Raw genomic sequence first — 20,805 nt, forward strand, 5'->3', positions numbered from 1 at the left:
AATCATCCTGCACAGCATTCATGAGGTTTCCGAGATGAGCGACTCTACCCTGACCCGCATGGACCTGGCCGAAGCCGTGTTCCGTGAGGTGGGTCTGTCCCGCCACGAATCGGCCCAACTCGTCGAAAGCGTGCTCGGCCATGTTTCGGATGCGCTGGTGCGCGGCGAACAGGTCAAGATCTCGTCCTTCGGCACGTTTTCGGTCCGCGACAAGAACGAACGCGTCGGCCGCAACCCCAAGACCGGCGAGGAAGTGCCGATCACCCCGCGCCGGGTGCTGTCCTTTCGGCCCTCGCATCTGATGAAGGACCGCGTCGCGGCCGGGAACAGGCGCAAGGGCTGATGAGCAAGTCGCCCGACGCCTTCCGATCCATCGGAGAGGTCTCGCGCCTCGTGGGCGTCGCGCCGCATGTGTTGCGCTATTGGGAATCGCAATTCCCGCAACTGGCCCCGGTCAAGCGCGCCGACGGCCGCCGCTACTACCGCCCCGACGACGTGCGGCTGGCAGCAGGTCTGTGCCAGGTCATGCGCGAGGAAGGGCTCAGCATCCGCGGCGCCCGCCGCCTGATCGCGGCGGATCGCGGCCTGGGCCTGCGCGAGATCGGCGCCGCACGGCTGGGCGAGGCGCGGGACCACGCCGCCAAGCCGGCGGCCGCAAGCCCGGACACGCCTGCGCCCGAATCAACGTCGCAACCGCGCTCGCCGCGGCGCGCCGCGAAACCGGCCGAATCCCTGCCGCTGTTCGACCGGCCCGGTGCCGCGCCCGACTGGCTGGCCCGCCTCGCCACCGCCGCCGCCCGGCTGCGCCGGCTGGAATTGCAAGGCCGCCCCTTGTCTGACCGGGCCCGACAGCTGCGCATGGCGCTGCGTGACCTGCGCTAGGCGCATGCCACCGCGCCCCTTGCCGCAGCAGGTTGCAACAATCGAATTTCCCGACCAGATTTCCGCGCTTGGCCCCTTGTGCTGGCCGCCCGCTTCGCTCTATATGCCCCTCGTCGGGCCGTGGCGCAGCCTGGTTAGCGCGTCCGTCTGGGGGGCGGAAGGCCGCGAGTTCGAATCTCGCCGGCCCGACCATTCCGAAAACGCCCATCCCTTTGCGGGGGTGGGCGTTTCCTTTTGCCGAAAGGGTTTGCCGTGAACGGTGTCCTGCCCGATTCCCGCCTGCGCCAGCTGATCGATTCCGGCGCCATCCGCGCCGAAAGCCCGATCCTGCCCGAGCAGATCCAGCCTGCCAGCCTCGACCTGCGGCTGGGCGCGACGGCCTGGCGGCTACGCGCCTCGTTCCTCGCCGGCCAGGGCCGCAAGGTCAGCGACCGGCTGGCGGATTTCGAGATGCACCGCATGGACCTGACCGGTGGCGCGGTACTGGAAAAGGGCTGCGTCTACCTGGTGCCGCTGATGGAGCGGCTGTCGCTGCCGCAAGGCCTCGACGCGGTCGCGAATGCGAAAAGCTCGACCGGCCGGCTGGACCTGCTGACCCGCCTCGTCACCGACGAGGGCACCGAATTCGACCGCCTGCCGCCCGGCTACGACGGCCCGATCTATGCCGAGATCTGCCCGCGCAGCTTCTCGGTCCTGGTCCGGCCCGGCATGCGTCTGAACCAGCTGCGGCTGCGCCAGGGCCAGGCCGTGCTCTCGGACGCCGAGCTGCAGGAACTGCACGCCCGCGAGCCGCTGGTCAGCGGCCAGGCGCTGATCGACGACGGCCTGGGCTTCTCGGTCGACCTGCGCCCCGAGGCCGGCGACCTGGTCGGCTACCGCGCCCGCCCGCATAGCGGCGTCATCGACCTCGACCGCATCGGCGCCTACCGGGCCCGCGACTTCTGGGACGAGCTGCGCACCAGCGACGGCCAGCTGATCCTCGACCCCGGCGCCTTCTACATCCTCGTCAGCCGCGAGGCGGTGGCGATCCCGCCCGATTACGCCGCCGAGATGGCGCCCTATCTTGCCATGGTCGGCGAATTCCGCGTGCATTACGCCGGCTTCTTCGACCCCGGCTTCGGCCATGGCCCGGGCCAGGGCGCGCGCGGCGTGCTCGAGGTGCGCTGCCACGAGGCCCCCTTCGCGCTGGAGCATGGCCAGACCGTCGGCCGCCTGGTCTACGAACGCATGGCCGCTCGCCCCGACCGGCTCTATGGCAGCGGCATCGCCTCGAACTACCAGGGCCAGGGTCTGAAGCTCGCCAAGCAGTTCGCCTGAGCTTCTTTCTTGCCGAAATATCCCGGGGGAGTCCCGCAGGGACGGGGGCAGAGCCCCCGCTACCGCATCCGACGGGTGATCCGCGCCGCCTGGCGCGCCCGCTTCACCGCTTCGCGTGCCGCCTTCTCGCGGCTTTTCTGCTGCGGCGTCTGCCGCTCGCCGGGTTTCGGCGCGTTCATCCGGCGCATGCCCCAGTTCAGCAGGCGATTCGAAACCATCCGCGTCAGCATATTGACAAGCTGGTTCATGTTCATGGCGCTATGCCTTGTTTTCATTCATCTTCGAACAGGTCGTCGGCCAGGGCCCCGGACGCGTCCGCCTCGACATCCTCGTCCCGGAACAGCGTGGGCGCAAGTGCCGCCTGCGGGCGCGATTCCAGCAACCCGGCGGCGCGCAGCTCGGCCAGCCCCGGCAGGTCGCGGGCGCTTTCCAGCCCGAAATGATCCAGGAAGGCCTCGGTCACCACGAAGGTCACCGGCCGGCCCGGGGTCTGCCGGCGGCGGCCGATGCGGACCCATTCCAGCTCGATCAGCTGGTCCAGCGTGCCCTTGCTGACGGCGACGCCACGGATCTCCTCGATCTCGGCGCGGGTGACCGGCTGGTGATAGGCGATGATCGCCAGCGTCTCGGTCGCGGCGCGCGACAGGCGCCGGCTCTCGACCATGCTCTCCTGCATCAGGAAGCCTAGGTCGGCGGCGGTGCGAAACGCCCAGGCATCGCCGACACGCGCCAGCTGCACCCCCCGTCCCTCATAGCGAGCGCAGAGGCTTTGCATCACCTCGGCCGGGTCGCAGCCCTTGGGCAGGCGCGCGGCGATCTCGCGCAGGCTCATCGGATGGGCCGAGGCAAACAGCACCGCCTCGACCATGCGCTCCTGCTCGGGCAGCGGCGGCGGGGAGAAGCGGTGCGGGTCAAGGGGTTCGTCGGTCATTCCGGGCGTCTGCGAATGGTGATGGGGGCAAAGCTGGCGCTCTGGCTGATTTCCAGCCGGCCCTGCCGCGCCAGCTCCAGCGTGGCGGCAAAGGTCGCGGCGGTGGCCGAGCGGCGGCGCTGCGGGTCGGCCTCCCAGCCCTCGGGCAGGAAGGCGGCAAGTTGGGTCCAGTCGCCGGCAAAGCCGATCAGCCCGCGCACCCGGTCCAGTGCCTGCTCCATGGTAAAGACGTCGCGACGGTCGAAGGCATAGGGCCGGAATTCGTCGCGGGTGCGCAGCCGGGCATAGGCCCGCATCAGGTCGATCAGCCCGGCCTGCCAGGCGACTTGGCGCTGGCGGGTCACCACCTCGGGCGCACCGCGCGCGAAACGGTCCTGCCCCAGCCGGTCGCGCGCCATCAGCCGCGCCGCCGCCTCGCGCATGGCGTTCAGCCGTTCCAGCTGGAAGGCCAGATGCGCGGCCATCTCCTCGGCGCTCGGTCCCTCGGCCTCGGGATCGGGCGGCAGAAGCAGCCGCGATTTCAGAAAGGCGAGCCAGGCCGCCATGACCAGGTAATCCGCCGCCAGCTCGATGCGCAGGGCGCGGGCCTGGTCGACGAAGGCCAGGTATTGGTCGGCCAGTTCCAGGACCGAGATCTGCAGCAGGTCGACCTTCTGCATCCGCGACAGGTTCAGCAGCAGGTCCAGCGGCCCCTCGAACCCCTCGACATCGACGACCAGCACCTCATCGGCGCGGGCGGCGGCCCGGTCCGAGGCATGGTCGGGCGGCTCCAGCCCCGGCAGCGGCGGCGCGGGGTCCGGGTCGGGCACGGGTGTCAGATAGGGAACCCTGGTCATGCGGGCAGAATCGGCGATGGCGCGGGGTTCGTCAACCGCTCAGGCCAGCAGCCCGCCAAGCGCCGCCAGTTCTGCGCGCAGCGCGGCAATGTCCTGATCGGCCGGGATGCAGCGCAGGGCCAGCGCCGCATCGGCGCGCCGCAGGGCATCGGTCCCCATCGGACCGGCGGCGGCGACGATGCTCTCCATCTGCGGCAGCGTCTCGTTGCAGGACAGCACCAGGTCGCAGCCGGCGTCGATGCTGGCCAGGGCGCGCTCGGCCGGGCTGCCGGACAGCGCCTGCATGCCGATGTCGTCCGACATCAGGAGCCCGTCGAAGCCGATGCTGCGGCGGATCAGCCCGATCACCGTGTGCGAGGCGGTCGCCGGCGCGTCGTCGATGGCGGTAAAGCGGATATGCGCCGTCATCGCCATTGGCAGGTCGGCCAGCGCGCGGAAGGGCGCGAAATCGGTGGCCTCCAGCTCGGCCAGCGTGGCCTCGACCACCGGCAGGCCGTGGTGGCTGTCGACCTGGGCTCGGCCATGGCCCGGCATGTGCTTGACCACCGGCAGCACGCCCGCCGCCAGCATGGCATCGGCCGCCGCCTGGCCCAGCCGGGTCACGGTCGCGGCGTCGGTGCCAAGGCAGCGGTTGCGAAGGAACGCATGCGTCTCGGGGCGGGCGATGTCCAGCACCGGGGCGCAATCGGCGTCGATGCCGACGGCGCGCAGCTCCAGCGCCAGCAGGTGATGGTGCAGCCAGACGGCGCGCTCGCCGCGTTCGGCCTGCTCCAGCGGCGCCGGCCAGTCGGTCCAATGCGGCGCGCGCATGCGCTGGACGCGGCCGCCCTCCTGATCGATCAGCACCGGCGCGTCGCGGCCCACGGCCTCGCGCAGGTCAGCGGTCAGCCGGCGCAGGCGCTCGGGCGTGTCAATGTTGCGGCCGAACAGGATGAAGCCCCAAGGGTCGGCGGCGCGGAAGAAATCGCGCTCGGCCCGGTCGAGGTCCGGGCCGGCGATGCCGCCAAGGATCGTGGCCGAGGGCATTACTTCGCCGTGGCCGGGATGCAGTCGACGCCCTCGGCGATCAGCGCGGCGCAGAACCGGCGCGCCTCGTCCTTGGAGGCGAAGCCCGCGGCACGCAGGCGCCAGAAGCTGCGGCCGTTGGCCTTGTGCTCCTGCACGACCATGCCCTTGCCGGCGAAAAGCGCGCCGAACTTGTTCGACACCCGGTTCCATTCGCCGCGCGCCAGCTTGTCGCTGTCGAAGGCGCCGATCTGGACCAGCGAGGCACCCGAGGCGACCTTGGCCGGCGCCGGCGTCGGCGCGGGGGCGTCCTCGGGCCTGGCTTCGGTCACGGCGGCTGCGGCGGCGGGCGCCGGGGCGGCATCGCTCGTCACCACGGCGGCCGAGGCCAGCCGGCGCGGGCGCGGCGCCGGGCGCGGCGAGCCCGCGACCGCGGCCGGGGCGACGGCGGGCGCGGCGCCGGCCTCGGTCAGCGCATTGGTGATCGCCACGTCGCGGGTCTCGTTGCCGGCGAGATCGGTCACGACCTCGTTCACCGGCGCTTCCGAGGCGGCGGGCGCGTCCGAGATCGCCGCATCGGCGACCATGTCGGGCTCTTCGCTGCTTTCGCCGTCCGGCCGGGCGATGACGCGCGGCGTGTCGTCGGTCAGCGGCAGGTCGACCGGATGCGAGGGGGCCTGGGCCGTGGCGCCAAGCGCGCCCATGGCGACGTCCTCCGCCCCGAGCGGGGTGGCCGGCGGGGCGATGGCGACCTGGTCGACGCGCTTCGGCTCCTGCCCGGCGGCGACGGTGTTCACGGCCAGGCCGGTGCGGTCGGTCAGCTCGCCGCCCGGGTTCTCCGGCGCGGTGCGGGCCTCGCCCTCGACGGCGCGGATCACCGGCACGCCCGAGACGTCGCGCACCACCAGCTTGAAGCCCCAGACCGCCAGGATCACGATCAGCCCGACCGAGACCAGCGCGCCCAGGTAATGCGTCAGCCGCGACACCCGGCCCAGCAGCGAGGGCGATTCGGCCGGCGCAGCGTCGTGCTGCGCGTCCCAGCCGTCGTCCTGCCAGACCTGTTCCTGCGTTTCGCCATAGGGATAGTCATGCGCCAGCCGTTGCGGCTGCGACCCGTCAAACCCGCCCGAGGAGCGGAAATCTACCACCGTCATTCCTGCCTGCCTGCCGGTTGTTCCGACGCTGCTCGTTTATCTGCTCGATCCCGACAGGGCGCCTTTGGTCAGCGCATTTCCTTGGCCGGAGTCACCCCCAAGATACCAAGACCGGCCGAAATGACAACGCCGACGGCACGCACCAGGGCGATTTTCGCCGCCGTCGCCGCCGGATCGCCGTCCTGGACGAAGCGCAGCGCGGTCTCGTCATTGCCGCGGTTCCACAGCGAATGCAGGTCCGAGGCGATGTCATAGAGGAAAAACGCGATCCGGTGCGGTTCGTTGGCGCGGGCCGCAATCTCGACCGTGCGTGGCCATTCTGCAACTTTGCGCGCCAGCTCCAGCTCGGCCGGATGGCTCAGCCGCGACAGATCCGCCGCCGCCAGCGCCGCGTCCGCGGTGTCGACGCCCATGCCGGCGGCCTTGTTCAGCACCGAGTTCACCCGGGCGCTGGCATATTGCACGTACCAGACCGGGTTGTCCTTGGACTGCTCGAGAACCTTGTCGAAGTCGAAATCCAGCGCCGCGTCGTTCTTGCGCGTCAGCATGTGGAAGCGGGTCACGTCGGCGCCGGCCTGCTCGACCACGTCGCGCAGGGTGACGAAAGTGCCGGCGCGTTTCGACATCTTGAAGGGCTCGCCGTTCTTGAACAGCTTGACCAGCTGGATCAGCTTGACGTCCAAGGCCACGCGGCCGTTCGACAGCGCCGCGACTGCCGCCGTCATGCGCTTGACATAGCCGCCGTGGTCGGCGCCGAAGACGTCGATCAGCGCGTCGAAGCCGCGGTCGATCTTGTCCCAGTGATAGGCGATGTCGGGCGCGAAATAGGTCCAGGACCCGTCGGATTTCTTCACCGGCCGGTCCACGTCGTCGCCATGCGCGGTCGAGCGGAACAGCGTCTGCTCGCGCGGCTCCCAATCCTCGGGGGTCTTGCCCTTGGGCGGCTCCAGCACGCCCTCGTAGATCAGCCCGGCCTGGCGCAGGCGGTCGATGGCGGCCTCGATGCGGCCGGTGCCGTAAAGCGCCTTCTCGCTGGAAAACACGTCCATGTGGACGTTGAGCAGCGCCAGGTCCGCGCGGATCATCTCCATCATCGCCTCGGTGGCGAAGTCGCGGATCTCGGCCAGCCATTCGCTTTCGGGCTGGTCCAGCAGGCGGGTGCCGTATTTCGCCTTCAGCGCCTCGCCCACCGGGATCAGGTAGTCGCCGGGATAGAGCCCCTCGCGGATCGCGGGCTCAAGGCCATTCGCCTCGCGGTAGCGCTCATAGGCGGAACGCGCCAGCACATCGACCTGGGCGCCGCCGTCGTTGATGTAATATTCGCGCGTGACGTCATGGCCGGAAAAATCCAGCAGCGCCGCCAGCGCATCGCCGAAGACCGCGCCGCGGGTGTGGCCGACATGCATCGGCCCGGTCGGGTTGGCGCTGACGAATTCGACGTTGACCTTGCGGCCCCGGCCCATGTCCGAGCGGCCGTAGTCCCTGCCCTCGGTCAGCGCGGCGCGGATCACCGCCTGCCATTCGGCCGGCGCCAGCCGCAGGTTCAGGAAGCCCGGCCCCGCCACATCGGCCGAGGTGATGCGCGGGTCGGCGGCCAGCCGCGCGGCCAGGGCCTCGGCGATGTCGCGCGGCTTTTTGGCGGCGGGCTTTGCCAGCACCATCGCGGCATTGGTCGCCATGTCGCCATGCGCGGCGTCCCGCGGCGGCTCGACCGTGACATTGGCGGTGTCGAGACCGGCGGGCAGTTCGCCCGCCTGTTCCATCTGCGCCAGCGCGTCGATCACCAGCGCGCGAATATCCGAGAAAAGGTTCATGGCTTCCATCCGTAAGATCGCGTCGGGATAGCGCCTGCCCAAGGGGGCCGTCAACCATGGCCAGGGCGCGCGCCGCATGCCGCCGCGTGCCGCATTCCCGCATCAGATTGACGCAGCCCGGATTTTCGGCTAGGTGCAGCCTGTCTGCATCCGGCAGGCATGGCGAGGGGCGTGCGGAAATTGCGTCCCGACCCGCCGCGCGGCCCCCAATTCCCGGCAGTCGGCGATGGACGCAAAAAGTGCGGGATGTTCCCCGCACAGCTATACGAAAGCCCTGAATGACCAAGTTTTCCGATCTGAAGCTGGACCCCAAGGTTCTGAAAGCCATTGCCGAGGCCGGGTATGAAACCCCGACCCCGATCCAGGCCGGGGCGATTCCCCCGGCGCTGGAAGGCCGCGACGTGCTGGGCATCGCCCAGACCGGCACCGGCAAGACGGCCAGCTTCACCCTGCCGATGATCACGCTCCTGGGCCGCGGCCGCGCCCGCGCCCGGATGCCGCGCTCGCTGGTGCTGTGCCCGACGCGCGAACTGGCCGCCCAGGTGGCCGAGAATTTCGACATCTATGCCAAGCACACCCGGCTGACCAAGGCGCTGCTGATCGGCGGCGTGTCCTTCGGCGAACAGGACCGGCTGATCGACCGCGGCGTCGACGTGCTGATCGCCACCCCGGGCCGGCTTCTGGACCATTTCGAGCGCGGCAAGCTTCTGCTGACCGGCGTGCAGATCATGGTCGTGGACGAGGCCGACCGCATGCTCGACATGGGCTTCATTCCCGATATCGAGCGCATCTTCCAGCTGACGCCCTTTACCCGGCAGACGCTGTTCTTCAGCGCCACCATGGCGCCCGAGATCGAGCGCATCACCGACACCTTCCTGCATTCGCCCGAACGCATCGAGGTCGCCCGCCAGGCCACCACCAGCGAGACCATCACCCAGAAGCTGGTCGAGATCACCCCGACCCGCCGCGACCAGTCCGCCAAGCAGAAGCGCGAGCTTCTCCGCGCCCTGATCGACGCCGAGGGAGCCGGGCTGAAGAACGCCATCATCTTCTGCAACCGCAAGACCGACGTGGACATCGTCGCCAAGTCGCTGAAGGCGCATGGCTATGACGCCGCGCCGATCCACGGCGACCTGGACCAGCGCCATCGCATGGCGACGCTGGACGGCTTCCGCGAAGGCACGCTGCGCTTCCTGGTTGCCTCGGACGTGGCGGCGCGGGGTCTCGACATTCCGGCGGTCAGTCATGTCATCAACTTCGACCTGCCGAGCCATGCCGAGGATTACGTCCACCGCATCGGCCGCACCGGCCGCGCCGGGCGCGAGGGCACCGCGATCTCGATCGGGACGCCCGCGGACGAGAAATACCTGACCGCCATCGAATCGCTGGTCAAGCAGAGCCTGCCCCGCGCCGCCCTGCCCGAGGGCTTCAGCCTCTCGGCCGCCGCCCAGGACGCGCCGCGTTCGGGCCGCGAGAGCAGCGGCCGGCGCGAGCGCGGCCGGGAACGCGACCGTGATCGGGAACGGGGCGAGCGCCGCGGCCGCCGCGACGACAGCGAGCAGCGCGCCGCCGCGCCGGAATCCCGTGCCGAGGCGCCTGTCCAGGCCGAGCGCCGCCACGACCGCCCGGCACGCGAGGAGCGCCGCGACGACCGGCGCGACGACCGCCGGGGCGAACGCGGCGGCCACGACCGCCACGAGCGCCGCGAGGATCGCCGCACCGACCGCCATCCGGTGATGGGCATGGGCGATCACATGCCGGAATTCATGACCCGCACCTTCCGCCCCGGCTTCCTGGAGCCCGCCGAGGAAACCCCGGTAGCCGAGGCCGAGGATCTGGCGCCGACGCTGCCCGAAACCGCCGCTGCGGCCGAGGGCGCGCCGGCCGCCGAAGCGCCTGCGCCGGCCGAGAAGCCCAAGCGCAGCCGCAGCCGCAAGGCCAAGCCCGCGCCGGAAGCGGCCCCCGCGCTGGCCTCCGAGCCCGCCCCGGCAACGGAGACGCCCGAGCTTGTGGCCGAGGCATCGCCCGAAGTCGCAGCCGAGGCGGTGGTCGAGGCCTCAACCGAAGCGGCAGTCCCGGAAAAGCCGGTCCGCAAGCGCAAGCCGCGCGTCACCAAACCCAAGGCGGAGACGGCCCAGCCCGAAGCCGCCAGCGACGCCCCGGACGCCGCAGCCGCGGCCGAAGAGCCTGCCGAGGCCGCCGAGAAACCGGCCAAGAAGCCCGCGAAGCCGCGCGCGCCGCGCAAGTCCCGCGCCAAGGCCCAGCCCGATGCGCCGGCCGAGACTGCACCTGAAGCCGAAGCCGCGGCGCCGCAAGCCGACACCGTCCCCAGCCCGGACGACACGGCGGCCGACGCCTGAGGCGCGCCATGGCGGCGGCAGCCGTGCCGAGCCCCGCAAGACCGGGGCGCCCGTCCTGGTCGGCGCTTGCGCTCGACCTGATCCTCGGCGCCGGCGCGGCGCTGGGACAGGCGCCCTGGGGGCTCTGGCCGCTGACCGTGCTGGCGCTGGCCGCGCTCTGCTGGCGCATCGCCCGCGCGCCCGGCCCGCGGCCCGCCGCATGGCACGCCTTCGCAGCGGGCCTTGGCCATTTCGCGCTGGCCATGTCCTGGATCGTTGAGCCCTTCCTGGTCGAACCCGAGATCTATGGCTGGATGGCCCCCTTTGCCCTGGCGCTGATGGCGGCGGGCGGCGCGCTGTTCTGGACCCTGCCCGCCTGGGCCGCGGCGCGGCTGACCCCGGGCTTCCCCCGGCAAGGGCTGGTCTTTGCAGCGCTGATCGTGTTGTCGGACTGGCTGCGCGGCTGGATCTTCACCGGTCTGCCCTGGACACTGACCGGCCATGTCTGGATCGGCACCCCGGCTGCGCAACTGGCGGCCACGCTGGGCGCCATCGGCCTTTCCGGCCTGACCATGCTGGCGGCGGCGCTGCCGCTCGCCTTCTGGCGCGGTCCCGCGCGGCAACTGCGCGGGGCGGTGCCGGGCACGATCCTGTCGGCGCTGGTCATCGCCGCCGCCTTCAGCGCCGGCCTGGCGCGTCTGGCCCAACCGCTGCCGCCCGACACCGCCATCCAGCTGCGCCTGGTCCAGCCCGACGCCACCCAGGCGCTGAAATGGGACCCCTATTGGTCCGAGGTGTTCTTCCGCCGCCTTCTCGACCTTTCCGCCGCCCGCGACCCCGGCCGGCCGGCGCCGGATGCGGTGATCTGGCCGGAAACGGCGGTGAACTTCCTGCTCGACCAGTCCGGCACCGCGCCGCAGGAGATCGCCGGTTTCGCCGGCGCGCCGGTGATCCTGGGCATCCAGCGAAGCGAGGGCCAGCGCTATTTCAACAGCCTGACCGAGTTCTCGGCACGCGGCATCGGCCCGGTCTACGACAAGTTCCACCTGGTTCCCTTCGGCGAATACACGCCCTGGGGCGACCTGATGGCGCGCTTCGGCATTCGCGCCTTCGCCGCACAGCACGGTTTCGGTTATTCCGCCGGTCCCGGCCCGCGGCTGCTGGACCTGCCCGGCCTGCCCCGGATGCAGCCGCTGATCTGCTACGAGGCGATCTTCTCGCGCCACCTGATCGCGGGCGAGACGCGGCCGGCCTGGCTGTTGCAGGTGACGAACGACGCCTGGTTCGGCGCGCTCTCGGGGCCCTGGCAGCACCTGGCGCAGGCGCGGCTGCGCGCCATCGAATCCGGCCTGCCGCTGATGCGCGCGGCGAATACCGGCGTCTCGGCGGTGATCGACGCGCGCGGCGGCTTGCGCGCCACGCTGGGCCTGAACCGGGCCGGCCGCATCGATGCCGCGCTGCCGGGCGCGCTGCCGCCCACGCCCTGGACGCGCTGGGGCGACGGCCCGGCGCTGGTCTTGGTGCTAGCGGCTCTGATCCTGGCCGCGCGGCGGCGTCATCAGCACGGTTGACGGCAACCGGGGCGTGATCTATCGCTGAACGTTGACCGCCACAACGGCTTCCTGGCGTGGCGGCGTCATTCAACGGAGCACCTCCATGGCCAGACAGAACTACGTGTTCACCTCGGAATCCGTATCCGAGGGGCATCCCGACAAATTGTGCGACCAGATCTCCGACGCGGTGCTGGACGCGCTCCTGGCCGAGGACCCGGCCGCCCGCGTCGCCTGCGAGACCTTCGCCACCACCGGCACCGTGGTCATCGGCGGCGAGATCGGCCTGACCGACCAGAAGAAGCTGGGCGAATACATGGGCCGGGTGACGCAGATCGCCCGCGACACCATCCACGACATCGGCTACGAGCAGGAGAAGTTCCACTGGAACACCTGCCACGTCCACAACTACCTGCACGAGCAATCGGCCCATATCAGCCAGGGCGTCGACCGCGACGGCGCCGGCGACCAGGGCATCATGTTCGGCTATGCCGTGGACGAGACACCCGAGCTGATGCCGGCGCCGATCCAATATGCCCATGCCATCCTGCGCCGGCTGGCCGAGGCGCGCAAATCCGGCGCCGAGCCGATGCTGGGCCCCGACGCGAAATCGCAGCTGTCGCTGCGTTATGAAAACGGCAAGCCGGTCGAGGTCACCAGCCTGGTGCTCTCGCACCAGCACAAGGACGAGGCGCAGAGCTCGGACGACATCCGCGCCATCGTCGAGCCCTATATCCGCGAGGTGCTGCCCGCCGACTGGCTGACCGAGCGCGCCGAATGGTGGGTGAACCCGACCGGAACCTTCGTCATCGGCGGCCCCGACGGCGACGCCGGCCTGACCGGGCGCAAGATCATCGTCGACACCTATGGCGGCGCGGCCCCGCATGGCGGCGGCGCCTTCTCGGGCAAGGATCCGACCAAGGTCGACCGCTCGGCCGCCTATGCCGCGCGCTACCTGGCCAAGAACGTCGTCGCGGCCGGCTTGGCAAAGCGCTGCGTGATCCAGCTCTCCTACGCCATCGGCGTGGCGAAGCCGCTGTCGATCTATGCCGACACCTTCGGCACTTCGGACGTCCCCGAGGCCGAGATCGAACGCGCCATCGCCCGCGCCATGGACCTGACGCCGCGCGGCATCCGCGAGCATCTGGAACTGTGCCGGCCGATCTATCGCCGCACCGCGGCCTATGGCCATTTCGGCCGCGCGCCCGAAGCCGATGGCGGGTTCTCCTGGGAACGCACCGACCTGGCCGATGCGCTGAAACGCGAGTTGTAAGGCTGCGGCCGGGGGCTTCGCGCCCCCGGACCCCCGCGGGATATTTGAACAAGAAAGAAAGGGCCGCATGTTCGCGACCCCGTGAGTTTCTTTCTTGGACAAATATCCTGGGGGGAGCGCGGAACGCGCGGGGGGGGGGCAAAGCCCCCTTTGTTTCAATCCTTGAAGCTGCGGCTGTCCTTGATCTGGTCCCAGGCCCAGACCACCTCTTGCAGCCGATCCTCGTCCGAGCGGTCGCCGCCATTCATATCCGGGTGAAGATCCTTCACCAGCGACTTGTATTGCTTGCGGATTTCTGTCCGGGTCCAGGTATCGCGCGCCTCGAGGATCTCGAGCGCCTTGCGCTCCGTCGGCGGCAGCTTGCGGCTGGCTGCCTTGCGCACCTCGGGGTTGGTGCCGTTGGCGCCCAGGATCTCCAGCGGGTCGTCGATGCCGTGGCGGGCCCATTTCTGTTCCTGCGCCGCACGGCCGAAGGGTTTGGTCGGACGTTCCCAGACCGTGGCATTGTCGAGGAACTCCTGGAACTCGGCCTCGGACTGGCCCTGGAAATAGTTCCAGTTCAGGTTGTATTCGCGCACGTGATCCTTGCAGAACCAGTAATAGTCGTCCAGCGCGCGCGGCGATTTCGGCGCGCGGTACTGGCCGGGCTCGTTGCAGCCTTCCTTGTCGCAGACCCGCCGCGAGGTTTCGAAGGCGCCGGACATGCCGCGCCGGCCCTTGGAACGCTTCTTCTTGTCGGAAGCGGCGGATATGTCGAAGCCGAACGGGTCGCTGTTGCTCATCTGACTGCCTTGTCCTGAACGGGACAGGCAGTTTAGGCTATTTCGCGGGACATGAAAGGGGTGATGCGGATGATTGCCGACGAGATGCGCGAGAAACTGGCGGGGCTCGCCCCCTCGCGGCTGGAGATCCTGGACGAAAGCGAGAGCCATCGCGGCCATGGCGGCTGGCGCGAGGGCGGCGAGACGCATTTCCGCATCCGCATGGCCAGCCCCGCCTTCGCCGGGCTGGGCCATGTCGCCCGCCATCGGCTGGTGCATGCCGCCCTGGGCGATATCGTGCCGCGCATCCACGCCTTGGCGCTGGAGCTTGCCGAAAGCTGAGCCGTTAGCGCGCGCAGTCTTGCCCGGTGCAGGTCGCGGGCGTAGAAGCCCCCCGGGATCAGAAACACGATCAGACACACAAGGAATTTCCGTATGAGCTCGGCCAAGGATTTCAATGACCGGATGCTGTCGCTGGGCCTCGCCCGGGTCAGCGAGGCGGCCGCCCATGCCTCGGCCCGGCTGATCGGCCGCGGCGACGAGAAGGCCGCGGACCAGGCCGCCGTCAACGCCATGCGCGAGCAGCTCAACATGCTCGACATCAAGGGCGTCGTGGTCATCGGCGAGGGCGAGCGCGACGAGGCGCCGATGCTCTATATCGGCGAGGAGGTCGGCACCGGCGACGGTCCCGAGGTGGACATCGCGCTGGACCCGCTGGAGGGCACCACGCTGACCGCCAAGGACATGCCGAACGCGCTGACCGTCATTGCCATGGCGCCGCGCGGCACGCTGCTGCATGCCCCCGACGTCTATATGGAGAAACTCGCCATCGGTCCGGGCTATGCCAGGGACGTGGTCAGCCTTGACATGGCGCCGGCCGAGCGCGTGCGGGCGCTGGCCAATGCGCGGGGCGTCAAGGACAGCGACATCACCGTCTGCATCCTCGAGCGTCCGCGCCACGAGGAATTGATCGCCGAGGTCCGCTCGACCGGCGCCGCGATCCGGCTGATCACCGACGGCGACGTCGCGGGCGTGATCCATTGCGCCGAGGCGGAGCTGACCGGCATCGACATGTACATGGGCTCGGGCGGCGCGCCCGAGGGCGTGCTGGCGGCCAGCGCGCTGAAATGCATGGGCGGGCAGATGTGGGGCAAGCTCTTGTTCCGCAACGAGGATGAGAAGGGCCGCGCCAAGAAGGCCGGCATCACCGACCTGGACCGGATCTATTCGCGCGACGAGCTGGTCACCGCCGACGTGATCTTCGCCGCCACCGGCGTCACCAACGGCTCGATCGTGGCCGGCGTCAAGCGCGAGCCGAACTACCTGCAGACCGAGACCATCCTGATGCGCTCGAAGACCGGCTCGGTGCGGCGCATGATCTACCGCAACCCGGTCAAGTAAGCGGGCGGCATCTTGAACAGCGGGCGGTCATGGGGGATGAAGCCCGCATGACCGCTTTGCTTTCGCCCGCCTTCCTTTCCGTCACCGCCTCGCTGACCGGCCGGTCGTGGCGCGGCCCCGAGACCAGCCTGGAACGCGCGGCGGAGGCGCTGGCCCAGGACAGCCGGCTGCCCCTGCCCGTCAGCCGCGTGCTGGCCGAGCGTGGCGTGCCGGCGCATGAGGCGCAGGCCTATCTGGACCCCAAGCTGCGCGACCTGCTGCCCGACCCGCAGCGGCTGCGCGACATGGACAAGGCGGCCGAGCGCATCACCGCCGCCGCCTTGTCCGGCCAGCGCATCGCCGTCTTTGCCGATTACGACGTGGACGGCGGCGCCTCGGCCGCGCTGCTGATCGACTGGCTGCGCCGCCAGGGCCGCGACGCGACGCTTTATATCCCCGACCGCATCGATGAGGGTTACGGCCCGAACGCCCCCGCCATCGCCGCACTGTCGCAAAACCACGACCTGATCGTCTGCGTCGATTGCGGCACGCTGAGCCACGAGGCGCTGGCCGCCGCCACCTGCGACGTGGTCGTGCTGGACCACCACCAGGGCGGCGAGACGCTGCCGCCGGTTCTGGCCGTGGTGAACCCCAATCGCGCCGACGAGGACGGCGCCCTGGGCCACCTTTGCGCCGCAGGCGTCGTCTTCCTGACGCTGGTGCGCTGCAACAGCCTGCTGCGTGCCGCGGGCCATGATGCCCCCGACCTGATCCCGCTTCTGGACCTGGTGGCGCTGGCGACGGTGGCCGATGTGGCGCCGCTGGTCGGCGTCAACCGGGCCTTCGTGCGTCAGGGGCTGCTGATCATGGCCCGGCGCGGGCGGCCGGGGCTGGTGGCGCTGTCGGATGTGGCGCGGCTCGATTCGGCGCCGAACGCCTTTCACCTCGGTTTCCTGCTGGGGCCGCGCATCAATGCCGGCGGCCGTGTCGGGCGCGCCGACCTGGGGGCGCAGTGCCTGTCCTGCACCGATGCCGCGCTGGCGCAGCGCCTGGCGGCGGAACTGGACGAGCTGAACCGCGACCGCCGCGCCATCGAGGCCGCCGTCCGCGACGAGGCGCTGGCCCAGGTCGAGGCGCGCGGCGCCGGGACGCTGGCCTGGGCCGCCGGCCAGGGCTGGCATCCGGGCGTGGTCGGCATCGTCGCCGCGCGGATGAAAGAGGCGACCAACCTGCCCTCGGTGGTGATCGGCGTCGAGGGCGGCATCGGCAAGGGCTCGGCGCGCTCGGTCCCGGGCGTCGACCTGGGACGCGCCGTGCAGCGCCTGGCCGCCGAGGGGCTGCTGCTGAAGGGCGGCGGCCATGCCATGGCGGCGGGGCTGACCGTGGAAGAGGCGCTGGTCCCCGCCGCGATGGAGCGGCTGGCGCAGCTGCTGTCGCGCGAGATGGCCGCGCGCAGCGGTGCGGGCGAGCTGCGCATCTCGGGCCTCTTGGACCCGGCCGGCGCCACGGTCGAGCTGATGCAGATGCTGGACCGGGCCGGACCCTTCGGCCAAGCGGCGCCGGCGCCGCGCTTTGCCTTTGCCGACCAGCTGATCGACAGCGCCAGCACCATGGGCGACAGCCACCTGCGCCTGCGCTTCCGCAGCCCCGGCAGCCCGGTGCTGGAAGCGGTGGCCTGGGGCGCGATGGCTGGCCCGCTGGGTCCGGCCCTGCTGGGCGCGAAGGGCCGCCGATTCCACCTGGCCGGCAGGCTGGAGCTGTCGCAATGGGGTGGTCGCGAGCGGGTGCGCCTGCGCCTTGACGATGCCGCGCCGCTTGGTTGAAGGACCGCGAAAAAACTTCCCGCCCGGGCGATTTTTCCGCTTGCAGCCCTGCGGCCCAAGCCCTAAACACCGCCCCACGCCGCCGGCACAGACCTTGGCGGAACAAGAAAGTGGCCCGTTCGTCTATCGGTTAGGACGTCAGGTTTTCAACCTGAAAAGAGGGGTTCGACTCCCCTACGGGCTGCCACTTTCCACAATTTCTCTTTACTTTCACACAGTTGCATGGTGACATTGTCTAACCTACCGCCAAGGTTAGACAACTTCCGTTCTGTTTTTGCCCCGGAAAATTCGAAACAAGCCCTGGTCGGTCAGTTGCGCCCGGCCGAGCCCTTTTCGTGTAGGTCGCACCCTCTTTCGGGGTCGCATGTGCAAAGGAAGCTCATCACCTCAAGTTCTGTCCCGCCTTCCTCTGCGATCCGCGTCGCCTGCCCCTTACGCAGGCCATGCGCGAGCAATGCGGAAGCCCATCGCCTTGCATTGATCCTTGAACCAATTGTCGAACGTCTCGGGCTTGTAAGGCCGTCCCTCGCCGTGGGTGAGAAACAACATCCGGCCGGAAGGCACATGCCGCAGCTCGTCGGTCAATTCAGGCAGGATCGGGTAGTCGCCGCCAGTCTCGGTCTTGTGCCGCCGGTATCTGATCCGGTTGCCCTTGATGTTCTGCCAGCCAAGGCGGAGCACATCTTGGCGCGCGGCACCGTGTTCATCATGAGCAGATCAGCCAGCCTGGGTTTGCTGCCTGGCTTGTGGAATGCCAGAAACTGCGCAGTCTCGGCCTCGGTCCAGGTGTGGTATCCATCCTGGTTTTCCCTGCGCCGACCTGCATACTTGGCCGGACCGTGTTTCAGATCGGTCCACAAGCCGGGAAAAGCCAGCGAAGGGATTGCGGGGCTTTCTCTTCTGCGCAGCAATTCGTCAGGATCAGGCCCGACGCCCGCGGCAGGCGCGGCTCCCATCGGATAGATAATGACCTTTCCCGTGACATGATTCACCTCGATCTGGCCGATGGCAACGCCGCCGGCCATAGCACCCTTCACGGATCGCTGGATCTCGGATCCGGTTACAGAGGTGGTTCGATTGATCTGAACAGGTCCTGGGCGATTTCCAAGTGGTTTTCTGCCTCGGTTATGCCGCTGCCGCTTCGGGCATTGGCGGGGTGAAGTAGGCCTGATCGGGCGTTTTCCCGTCAAGCGATGAATGCGGACGGCGGCTGTTGTAAAAGCCGAGATAGCGGCCGATCCCGGCGCGGGGCTCAGACACGCTGGCATAGGCCCGCAGGTAGACCTCCTCGTATTTGACCGTCCGCCACAGACGCTCGACGAAGACGTTGTCGCGCCAGGCGCCTTTGCCATCCATGTGGACTTGATCTCTCGGGCGGCCAGAACCTTGATGAAGTCGATGGACGTAAACTGGCTTCCCTGAGCCGTGTTGAATAGCTCGGGCGTGCCGTGACGTGCCAGTGCCTCCGCGACGGCTTCCTTGCAGAACTCGGCCTCCAGCGTGATCGACACCCGCCATGCCAGGACACGGCTTCGGTGAACCAGTCGAGCACGGCAGCCAGATAGATGAACCCGCGGGCCATGGGAATGTAGGTGATGTCCATCGCCCAGACCTGGTTGGGCCGGGTGTCGGCAGCTTCCTGAGCAGATAGGGGTAGATCTTGTGCCCCCGGCGCTGGCTTCGAGGTGTTAGGTCGGCGGTAGAGCGCCTCGATGCCCATGCGCTTCATCAGCGTGGCAACGTGCAGCCGCCCGGCCTTGAACCCTTCCTGAACCAGCAGCCCCTGCAGCATCCAGTTGCCCGCGAAGGGGAATTCCATGTGCAGCTTGTCGATGCGGTGCATCAGCTTGAGATCGGCAGCCGACACCGGACCGGGCTTGTAATAGACGCTGCCCCGGCTGATCCCCAACACGATGGCCTGGCGGCTGACGCTGAGCTTCGCAGTGAGGTCGATCATCTTTTTGCGCTCGGCAACAGACCCGCCTTGCCGAGCGCGCCGGACAAAAAATCGTTCTCCAGCGTCAGCTCTCCGATCTTTGCATGCAGGGTCTTCACATCGACGATCGGTTCTGGCTCAGCTTTCGCGGCTTCGCCGAACACCCCGGTCGCGCCCTCGAGCAGCTGGTCACGCCACTGCTTGATCTGGTTCGGATGCACGTCGAAATCCTGCGCCAGCTCGATCAGCGTCTTCTCGCCCTTGATCGCGGCTGCCGCCACCTTCGCCTTGAAGGCCGGGTGTGGTTCCGGCGCGGTCGTCTTCCCATGGTCTTCTCCTCGCTCGCAGCATCATGCTGCCCAATCGCCGGGAAATTGATCCACTGGATCAATTTCTGGCCCGGCTCATACGCGGAAAATCCACTTATCCCGGCTGTTCAGATTTCCGGAGCCACCTTTGTGCTACGCCGCTGTGCCGCCAGAATCTCGAGGCTTTCGACGGCTTCCTCGCATCCAGTGCCCCGGCCTGGTCGTATCTGTTCCGCCCCGCGCTGAACCGCGAGCTGCCACAGACCGTAGCCCGCGAGCGGGCCGACGCCGCAGCCGAGATCGCGGCGCAGCTGGGCCTGCCGCCCGACGCGCTGGACTGACAATCGCATATCGCGGTGCCTGGTTGGGGGTGGCCGCGATCCAGCCCGAGGCGGAAGGCAGGGACCGCCTCGGGTGCTTTCGGGAAAGGAACGCGACATGAGCAACGGGGATAACCTGGACAGCATCTTGGCGGACATGACGGCCGCGCGTGGCTGGTTCGATCACATGATGGGCCGGATCGAGGCGCTGATGAACGGAGACGTTAACGGGGGGTTAAATGCCCCTGTTACCACGGCTGATCCCGCGTCCCAGAATGGCATGGAGGCCAAACTTGTGGCCTTCGTCAGCGCCCGGCTGGGCGACATGACGGATCTGGGGGTCGCGCTGGCGGTCTCCGAGCAATTCCCCGATTGCCCGGGGATCACCATGGCACAGATCGGCGCGCTCCGGCAGGCCGAGCGGTGGAAGCATGGCCGCTGATCCCCTGGCCGCAATCGACATTGCCCTGGCCGAGGTGGGCATCGCCGCCTCCGCACTCGACCGCCTGGGCCGCGCCTTGACCACGCTGCGGCAATCGCATCTGGACGGCCGTCTTTCGGACCTTCCGCCCTGCGACGTGCCGGTGATCGAGCATCGCCGCGAGCACCGCATGGGCCGCGCCCCCAAGATCGACGCCGATCCCGAACTGCCGGCCTTCATCTTGGCGCGCCTTGACCGACTGACCTATCACCAGATCGCGGCCGAGATTGCGGCGCACTTCCCGCCTGCGCGCCATGTCCACCCGGCCACGTCCACCGCTGGGCGCAGCGTCATCGGCGACTGCAACGACGCGCGATCTTCTCCGATAAGCGCGAGACCTCTGTGGGTCTTCGCAGATCAATTGCGGATTAATTGGTGACACTGCAGATTAATTGGTTACGGAACATCGGCCGGACCAAACAGCCGCGGCGCCTTTGCCTGCGGCGAATTCCCTGCTCCGCCTTGGAAAAATTTCCCGCCGGAACATCGCGCCGCCCCTTGCGCGAGCGGCAAAGCTGGCCTAAATGTCCGCATCGCCGGCGCGCGTGGCCCGTTCGTCTATCGGTTAGGACGTCAGGTTTTCAACCTGAAAAGAGGGGTTCGACTCCCCTACGGGCTGCCAGCTTTCCCCGCATTGCCGCCGCGCAGCCCCCGGGACACATCCATAGGTAATACTACGAATAGCAAGCGGCGGC

20 protein-coding genes, 3 tRNA genes, 1 pseudogene and 1 riboswitch are annotated in these 20,805 nt (G+C 69.0%); of the genes and pseudogenes, 15 read left to right on the forward strand and 9 right to left on the reverse strand.

Features of this window, described 5'->3' with window-relative positions:
- Positions 1 to 34 precede the first annotated feature (34 nt).
- From ihfA to ASV56_RS03455, 4 genes are all read left to right on the forward strand, one after another.
- Positions 35 to 343: an integration host factor subunit alpha gene (gene ihfA / locus ASV56_RS03440; RefSeq protein ID WP_017998060.1), complete on the forward strand. Its 309-nt coding sequence runs from the start codon at positions 35 to 37 to the stop codon at positions 341 to 343.
- A complete protein-coding gene (locus ASV56_RS03445; RefSeq protein ID WP_062560800.1) occupies positions 343 to 882 on the forward strand; it encodes a MerR family transcriptional regulator in 540 nt (179 codons plus the stop codon). Before ihfA ends, ASV56_RS03445 begins: the two co-directional genes overlap by 1 nt.
- 114 nt (positions 883 to 996) lie before the next feature.
- Positions 997 to 1,074: transfer RNA gene (locus ASV56_RS03450), tRNA-Pro, on the forward strand.
- A gap of 60 nt (positions 1,075 to 1,134) precedes the next feature.
- Positions 1,135 to 2,199, forward strand: coding sequence for a 2'-deoxycytidine 5'-triphosphate deaminase (locus tag ASV56_RS03455; RefSeq protein WP_062560801.1), 1,065 nt, complete (start codon positions 1,135 to 1,137; stop codon positions 2,197 to 2,199).
- Between the two features lie 59 nt (positions 2,200 to 2,258).
- Here the strand turns inward: ASV56_RS03455 and ASV56_RS03460 are convergent, their stop codons facing one another.
- From ASV56_RS03460 to argS, 6 genes are all read right to left on the reverse strand, one after another.
- Positions 2,259 to 2,453, reverse strand: coding sequence for a hypothetical protein (locus tag ASV56_RS03460; RefSeq protein WP_062560802.1), 195 nt, complete (start codon positions 2,451 to 2,453; stop codon positions 2,259 to 2,261).
- A gap of 17 nt (positions 2,454 to 2,470) precedes the next feature.
- Complete coding sequence (gene scpB, locus ASV56_RS03465) at positions 2,471 to 3,130, reverse strand: SMC-Scp complex subunit ScpB (RefSeq protein ID WP_062560803.1); 660 nt, start codon at positions 3,128 to 3,130, stop codon at positions 2,471 to 2,473.
- Positions 3,127 to 3,966 (reverse strand): segregation and condensation protein A, encoded by an 840-nt coding sequence (locus tag ASV56_RS03470; protein ID WP_082724718.1) that lies wholly within the window; start codon positions 3,964 to 3,966, stop codon positions 3,127 to 3,129. Before ASV56_RS03470 ends, scpB begins: the two co-directional genes overlap by 4 nt.
- Positions 3,967 to 4,005: 39 nt before the next feature.
- Positions 4,006 to 4,992 (reverse strand): beta-N-acetylhexosaminidase, encoded by a 987-nt coding sequence (nagZ, locus tag ASV56_RS03475; RefSeq protein WP_062560804.1) that lies wholly within the window; start codon positions 4,990 to 4,992, stop codon positions 4,006 to 4,008.
- Positions 4,992 to 6,125 carry an SPOR domain-containing protein gene (locus ASV56_RS03480; RefSeq protein ID WP_062560805.1) on the reverse strand — a complete coding sequence of 378 codons (1,134 nt, stop codon included), beginning with the start codon at positions 6,123 to 6,125 and terminating at the stop codon, positions 4,992 to 4,994. The genes nagZ and ASV56_RS03480 overlap by 1 nt, the downstream gene beginning before the upstream one ends.
- Positions 6,126 to 6,193: 68 nt before the next feature.
- Positions 6,194 to 7,939: an arginine--tRNA ligase gene (argS, locus tag ASV56_RS03485; protein ID WP_062562221.1), complete on the reverse strand. Its 1,746-nt coding sequence runs from the start codon at positions 7,937 to 7,939 to the stop codon at positions 6,194 to 6,196.
- A 278-nt stretch (positions 7,940 to 8,217) separates the two neighbouring features.
- On the opposite strand from argS, the gene ASV56_RS03490 reads away from it, so the two are divergent.
- From ASV56_RS03490 to metK, 3 genes are all read left to right on the forward strand, one after another.
- Positions 8,218 to 10,299, forward strand: coding sequence for a DEAD/DEAH box helicase (locus ASV56_RS03490; RefSeq protein WP_062560806.1), 2,082 nt, complete (start codon positions 8,218 to 8,220; stop codon positions 10,297 to 10,299).
- Positions 10,300 to 10,307: 8 nt separating this feature from the next.
- Positions 10,308 to 11,849 (forward strand): apolipoprotein N-acyltransferase, encoded by a 1,542-nt coding sequence (gene lnt, locus ASV56_RS03495; protein ID WP_062560807.1) that lies wholly within the window; start codon positions 10,308 to 10,310, stop codon positions 11,847 to 11,849.
- A 32-nt stretch (positions 11,850 to 11,881) separates the two neighbouring features.
- Positions 11,882 to 11,929: riboswitch (SAM-SAH riboswitch) on the forward strand.
- A gap of 5 nt (positions 11,930 to 11,934) precedes the next feature.
- A complete protein-coding gene (gene metK, locus ASV56_RS03500) occupies positions 11,935 to 13,101 on the forward strand; it encodes a methionine adenosyltransferase (RefSeq protein ID WP_062560808.1) in 1,167 nt (388 codons plus the stop codon).
- A 155-nt stretch (positions 13,102 to 13,256) separates the two neighbouring features.
- On the opposite strand, the gene ASV56_RS03505 is transcribed toward metK, so the two are convergent.
- A complete protein-coding gene (locus tag ASV56_RS03505; RefSeq protein WP_017998072.1) occupies positions 13,257 to 13,883 on the reverse strand; it encodes a J domain-containing protein in 627 nt (208 codons plus the stop codon).
- 69 nt (positions 13,884 to 13,952) lie between these two features.
- Between ASV56_RS03505 and ASV56_RS03510 the strand changes: the two genes are divergently transcribed.
- The 4 genes from ASV56_RS03510 (at position 13,953) to ASV56_RS03525 (ending at position 17,252) form a co-directional block, all read left to right on the forward strand.
- Positions 13,953 to 14,204, forward strand: a complete 252-nt coding sequence (locus ASV56_RS03510; RefSeq protein ID WP_026155100.1) for a BolA family protein — start codon at positions 13,953 to 13,955, stop codon at positions 14,202 to 14,204.
- 93 nt (positions 14,205 to 14,297) lie between these two features.
- Positions 14,298 to 15,263, forward strand: coding sequence for a class II fructose-bisphosphatase (gene glpX / locus ASV56_RS03515; protein WP_062560809.1), 966 nt, complete (start codon positions 14,298 to 14,300; stop codon positions 15,261 to 15,263).
- 47 nt (positions 15,264 to 15,310) lie between these two features.
- Entirely contained in the window at positions 15,311 to 17,065 is a 1,755-nt protein-coding gene (gene recJ / locus ASV56_RS03520) for a single-stranded-DNA-specific exonuclease RecJ (RefSeq protein ID WP_062560810.1), read from the forward strand.
- A 112-nt stretch (positions 17,066 to 17,177) separates the two neighbouring features.
- Positions 17,178 to 17,252, forward strand: a tRNA-Glu gene (locus ASV56_RS03525).
- A gap of 394 nt (positions 17,253 to 17,646) precedes the next feature.
- On the opposite strand, the gene ASV56_RS22470 is transcribed toward ASV56_RS03525, so the two are convergent.
- Together ASV56_RS22470 and ASV56_RS03535 are read right to left on the reverse strand one after the other, a co-directional pair.
- Entirely contained in the window at positions 17,647 to 18,090 is a 444-nt protein-coding gene (locus ASV56_RS22470; RefSeq protein WP_082724719.1) for a hypothetical protein, read from the reverse strand.
- A gap of 100 nt (positions 18,091 to 18,190) precedes the next feature.
- A pseudogene (locus ASV56_RS03535) lies at positions 18,191 to 19,329 on the reverse strand (IS3 family transposase).
- Positions 19,330 to 19,353: 24 nt separating this feature from the next.
- Here ASV56_RS03535 and ASV56_RS03545 point away from each other — a divergent pair.
- The 4 genes from ASV56_RS03545 (at position 19,354) to ASV56_RS03560 (ending at position 20,732) form a co-directional block, all read left to right on the forward strand.
- On the forward strand, positions 19,354 to 19,650 hold the full coding sequence (locus ASV56_RS03545) for a hypothetical protein (RefSeq protein WP_062560812.1): 297 nt from the start codon (positions 19,354 to 19,356) through the stop codon (positions 19,648 to 19,650).
- 97 nt (positions 19,651 to 19,747) lie between these two features.
- Positions 19,748 to 20,071, forward strand: a complete 324-nt coding sequence (locus ASV56_RS03550) for a hypothetical protein (RefSeq protein WP_062560813.1) — start codon at positions 19,748 to 19,750, stop codon at positions 20,069 to 20,071.
- Positions 20,061 to 20,489: a hypothetical protein gene (locus tag ASV56_RS03555; protein ID WP_062560814.1), complete on the forward strand. Its 429-nt coding sequence runs from the start codon at positions 20,061 to 20,063 to the stop codon at positions 20,487 to 20,489. The genes ASV56_RS03550 and ASV56_RS03555 overlap by 11 nt, the downstream gene beginning before the upstream one ends.
- A gap of 168 nt (positions 20,490 to 20,657) precedes the next feature.
- Positions 20,658 to 20,732: transfer RNA gene (locus ASV56_RS03560), tRNA-Glu, on the forward strand.
- Positions 20,733 to 20,805 lie beyond the last annotated feature (73 nt).

Source organism: Paracoccus aminovorans, from assembly GCF_001546115.1.
Taxonomy (GTDB): domain Bacteria; phylum Pseudomonadota; class Alphaproteobacteria; order Rhodobacterales; family Rhodobacteraceae; genus Paracoccus; species Paracoccus aminovorans_B.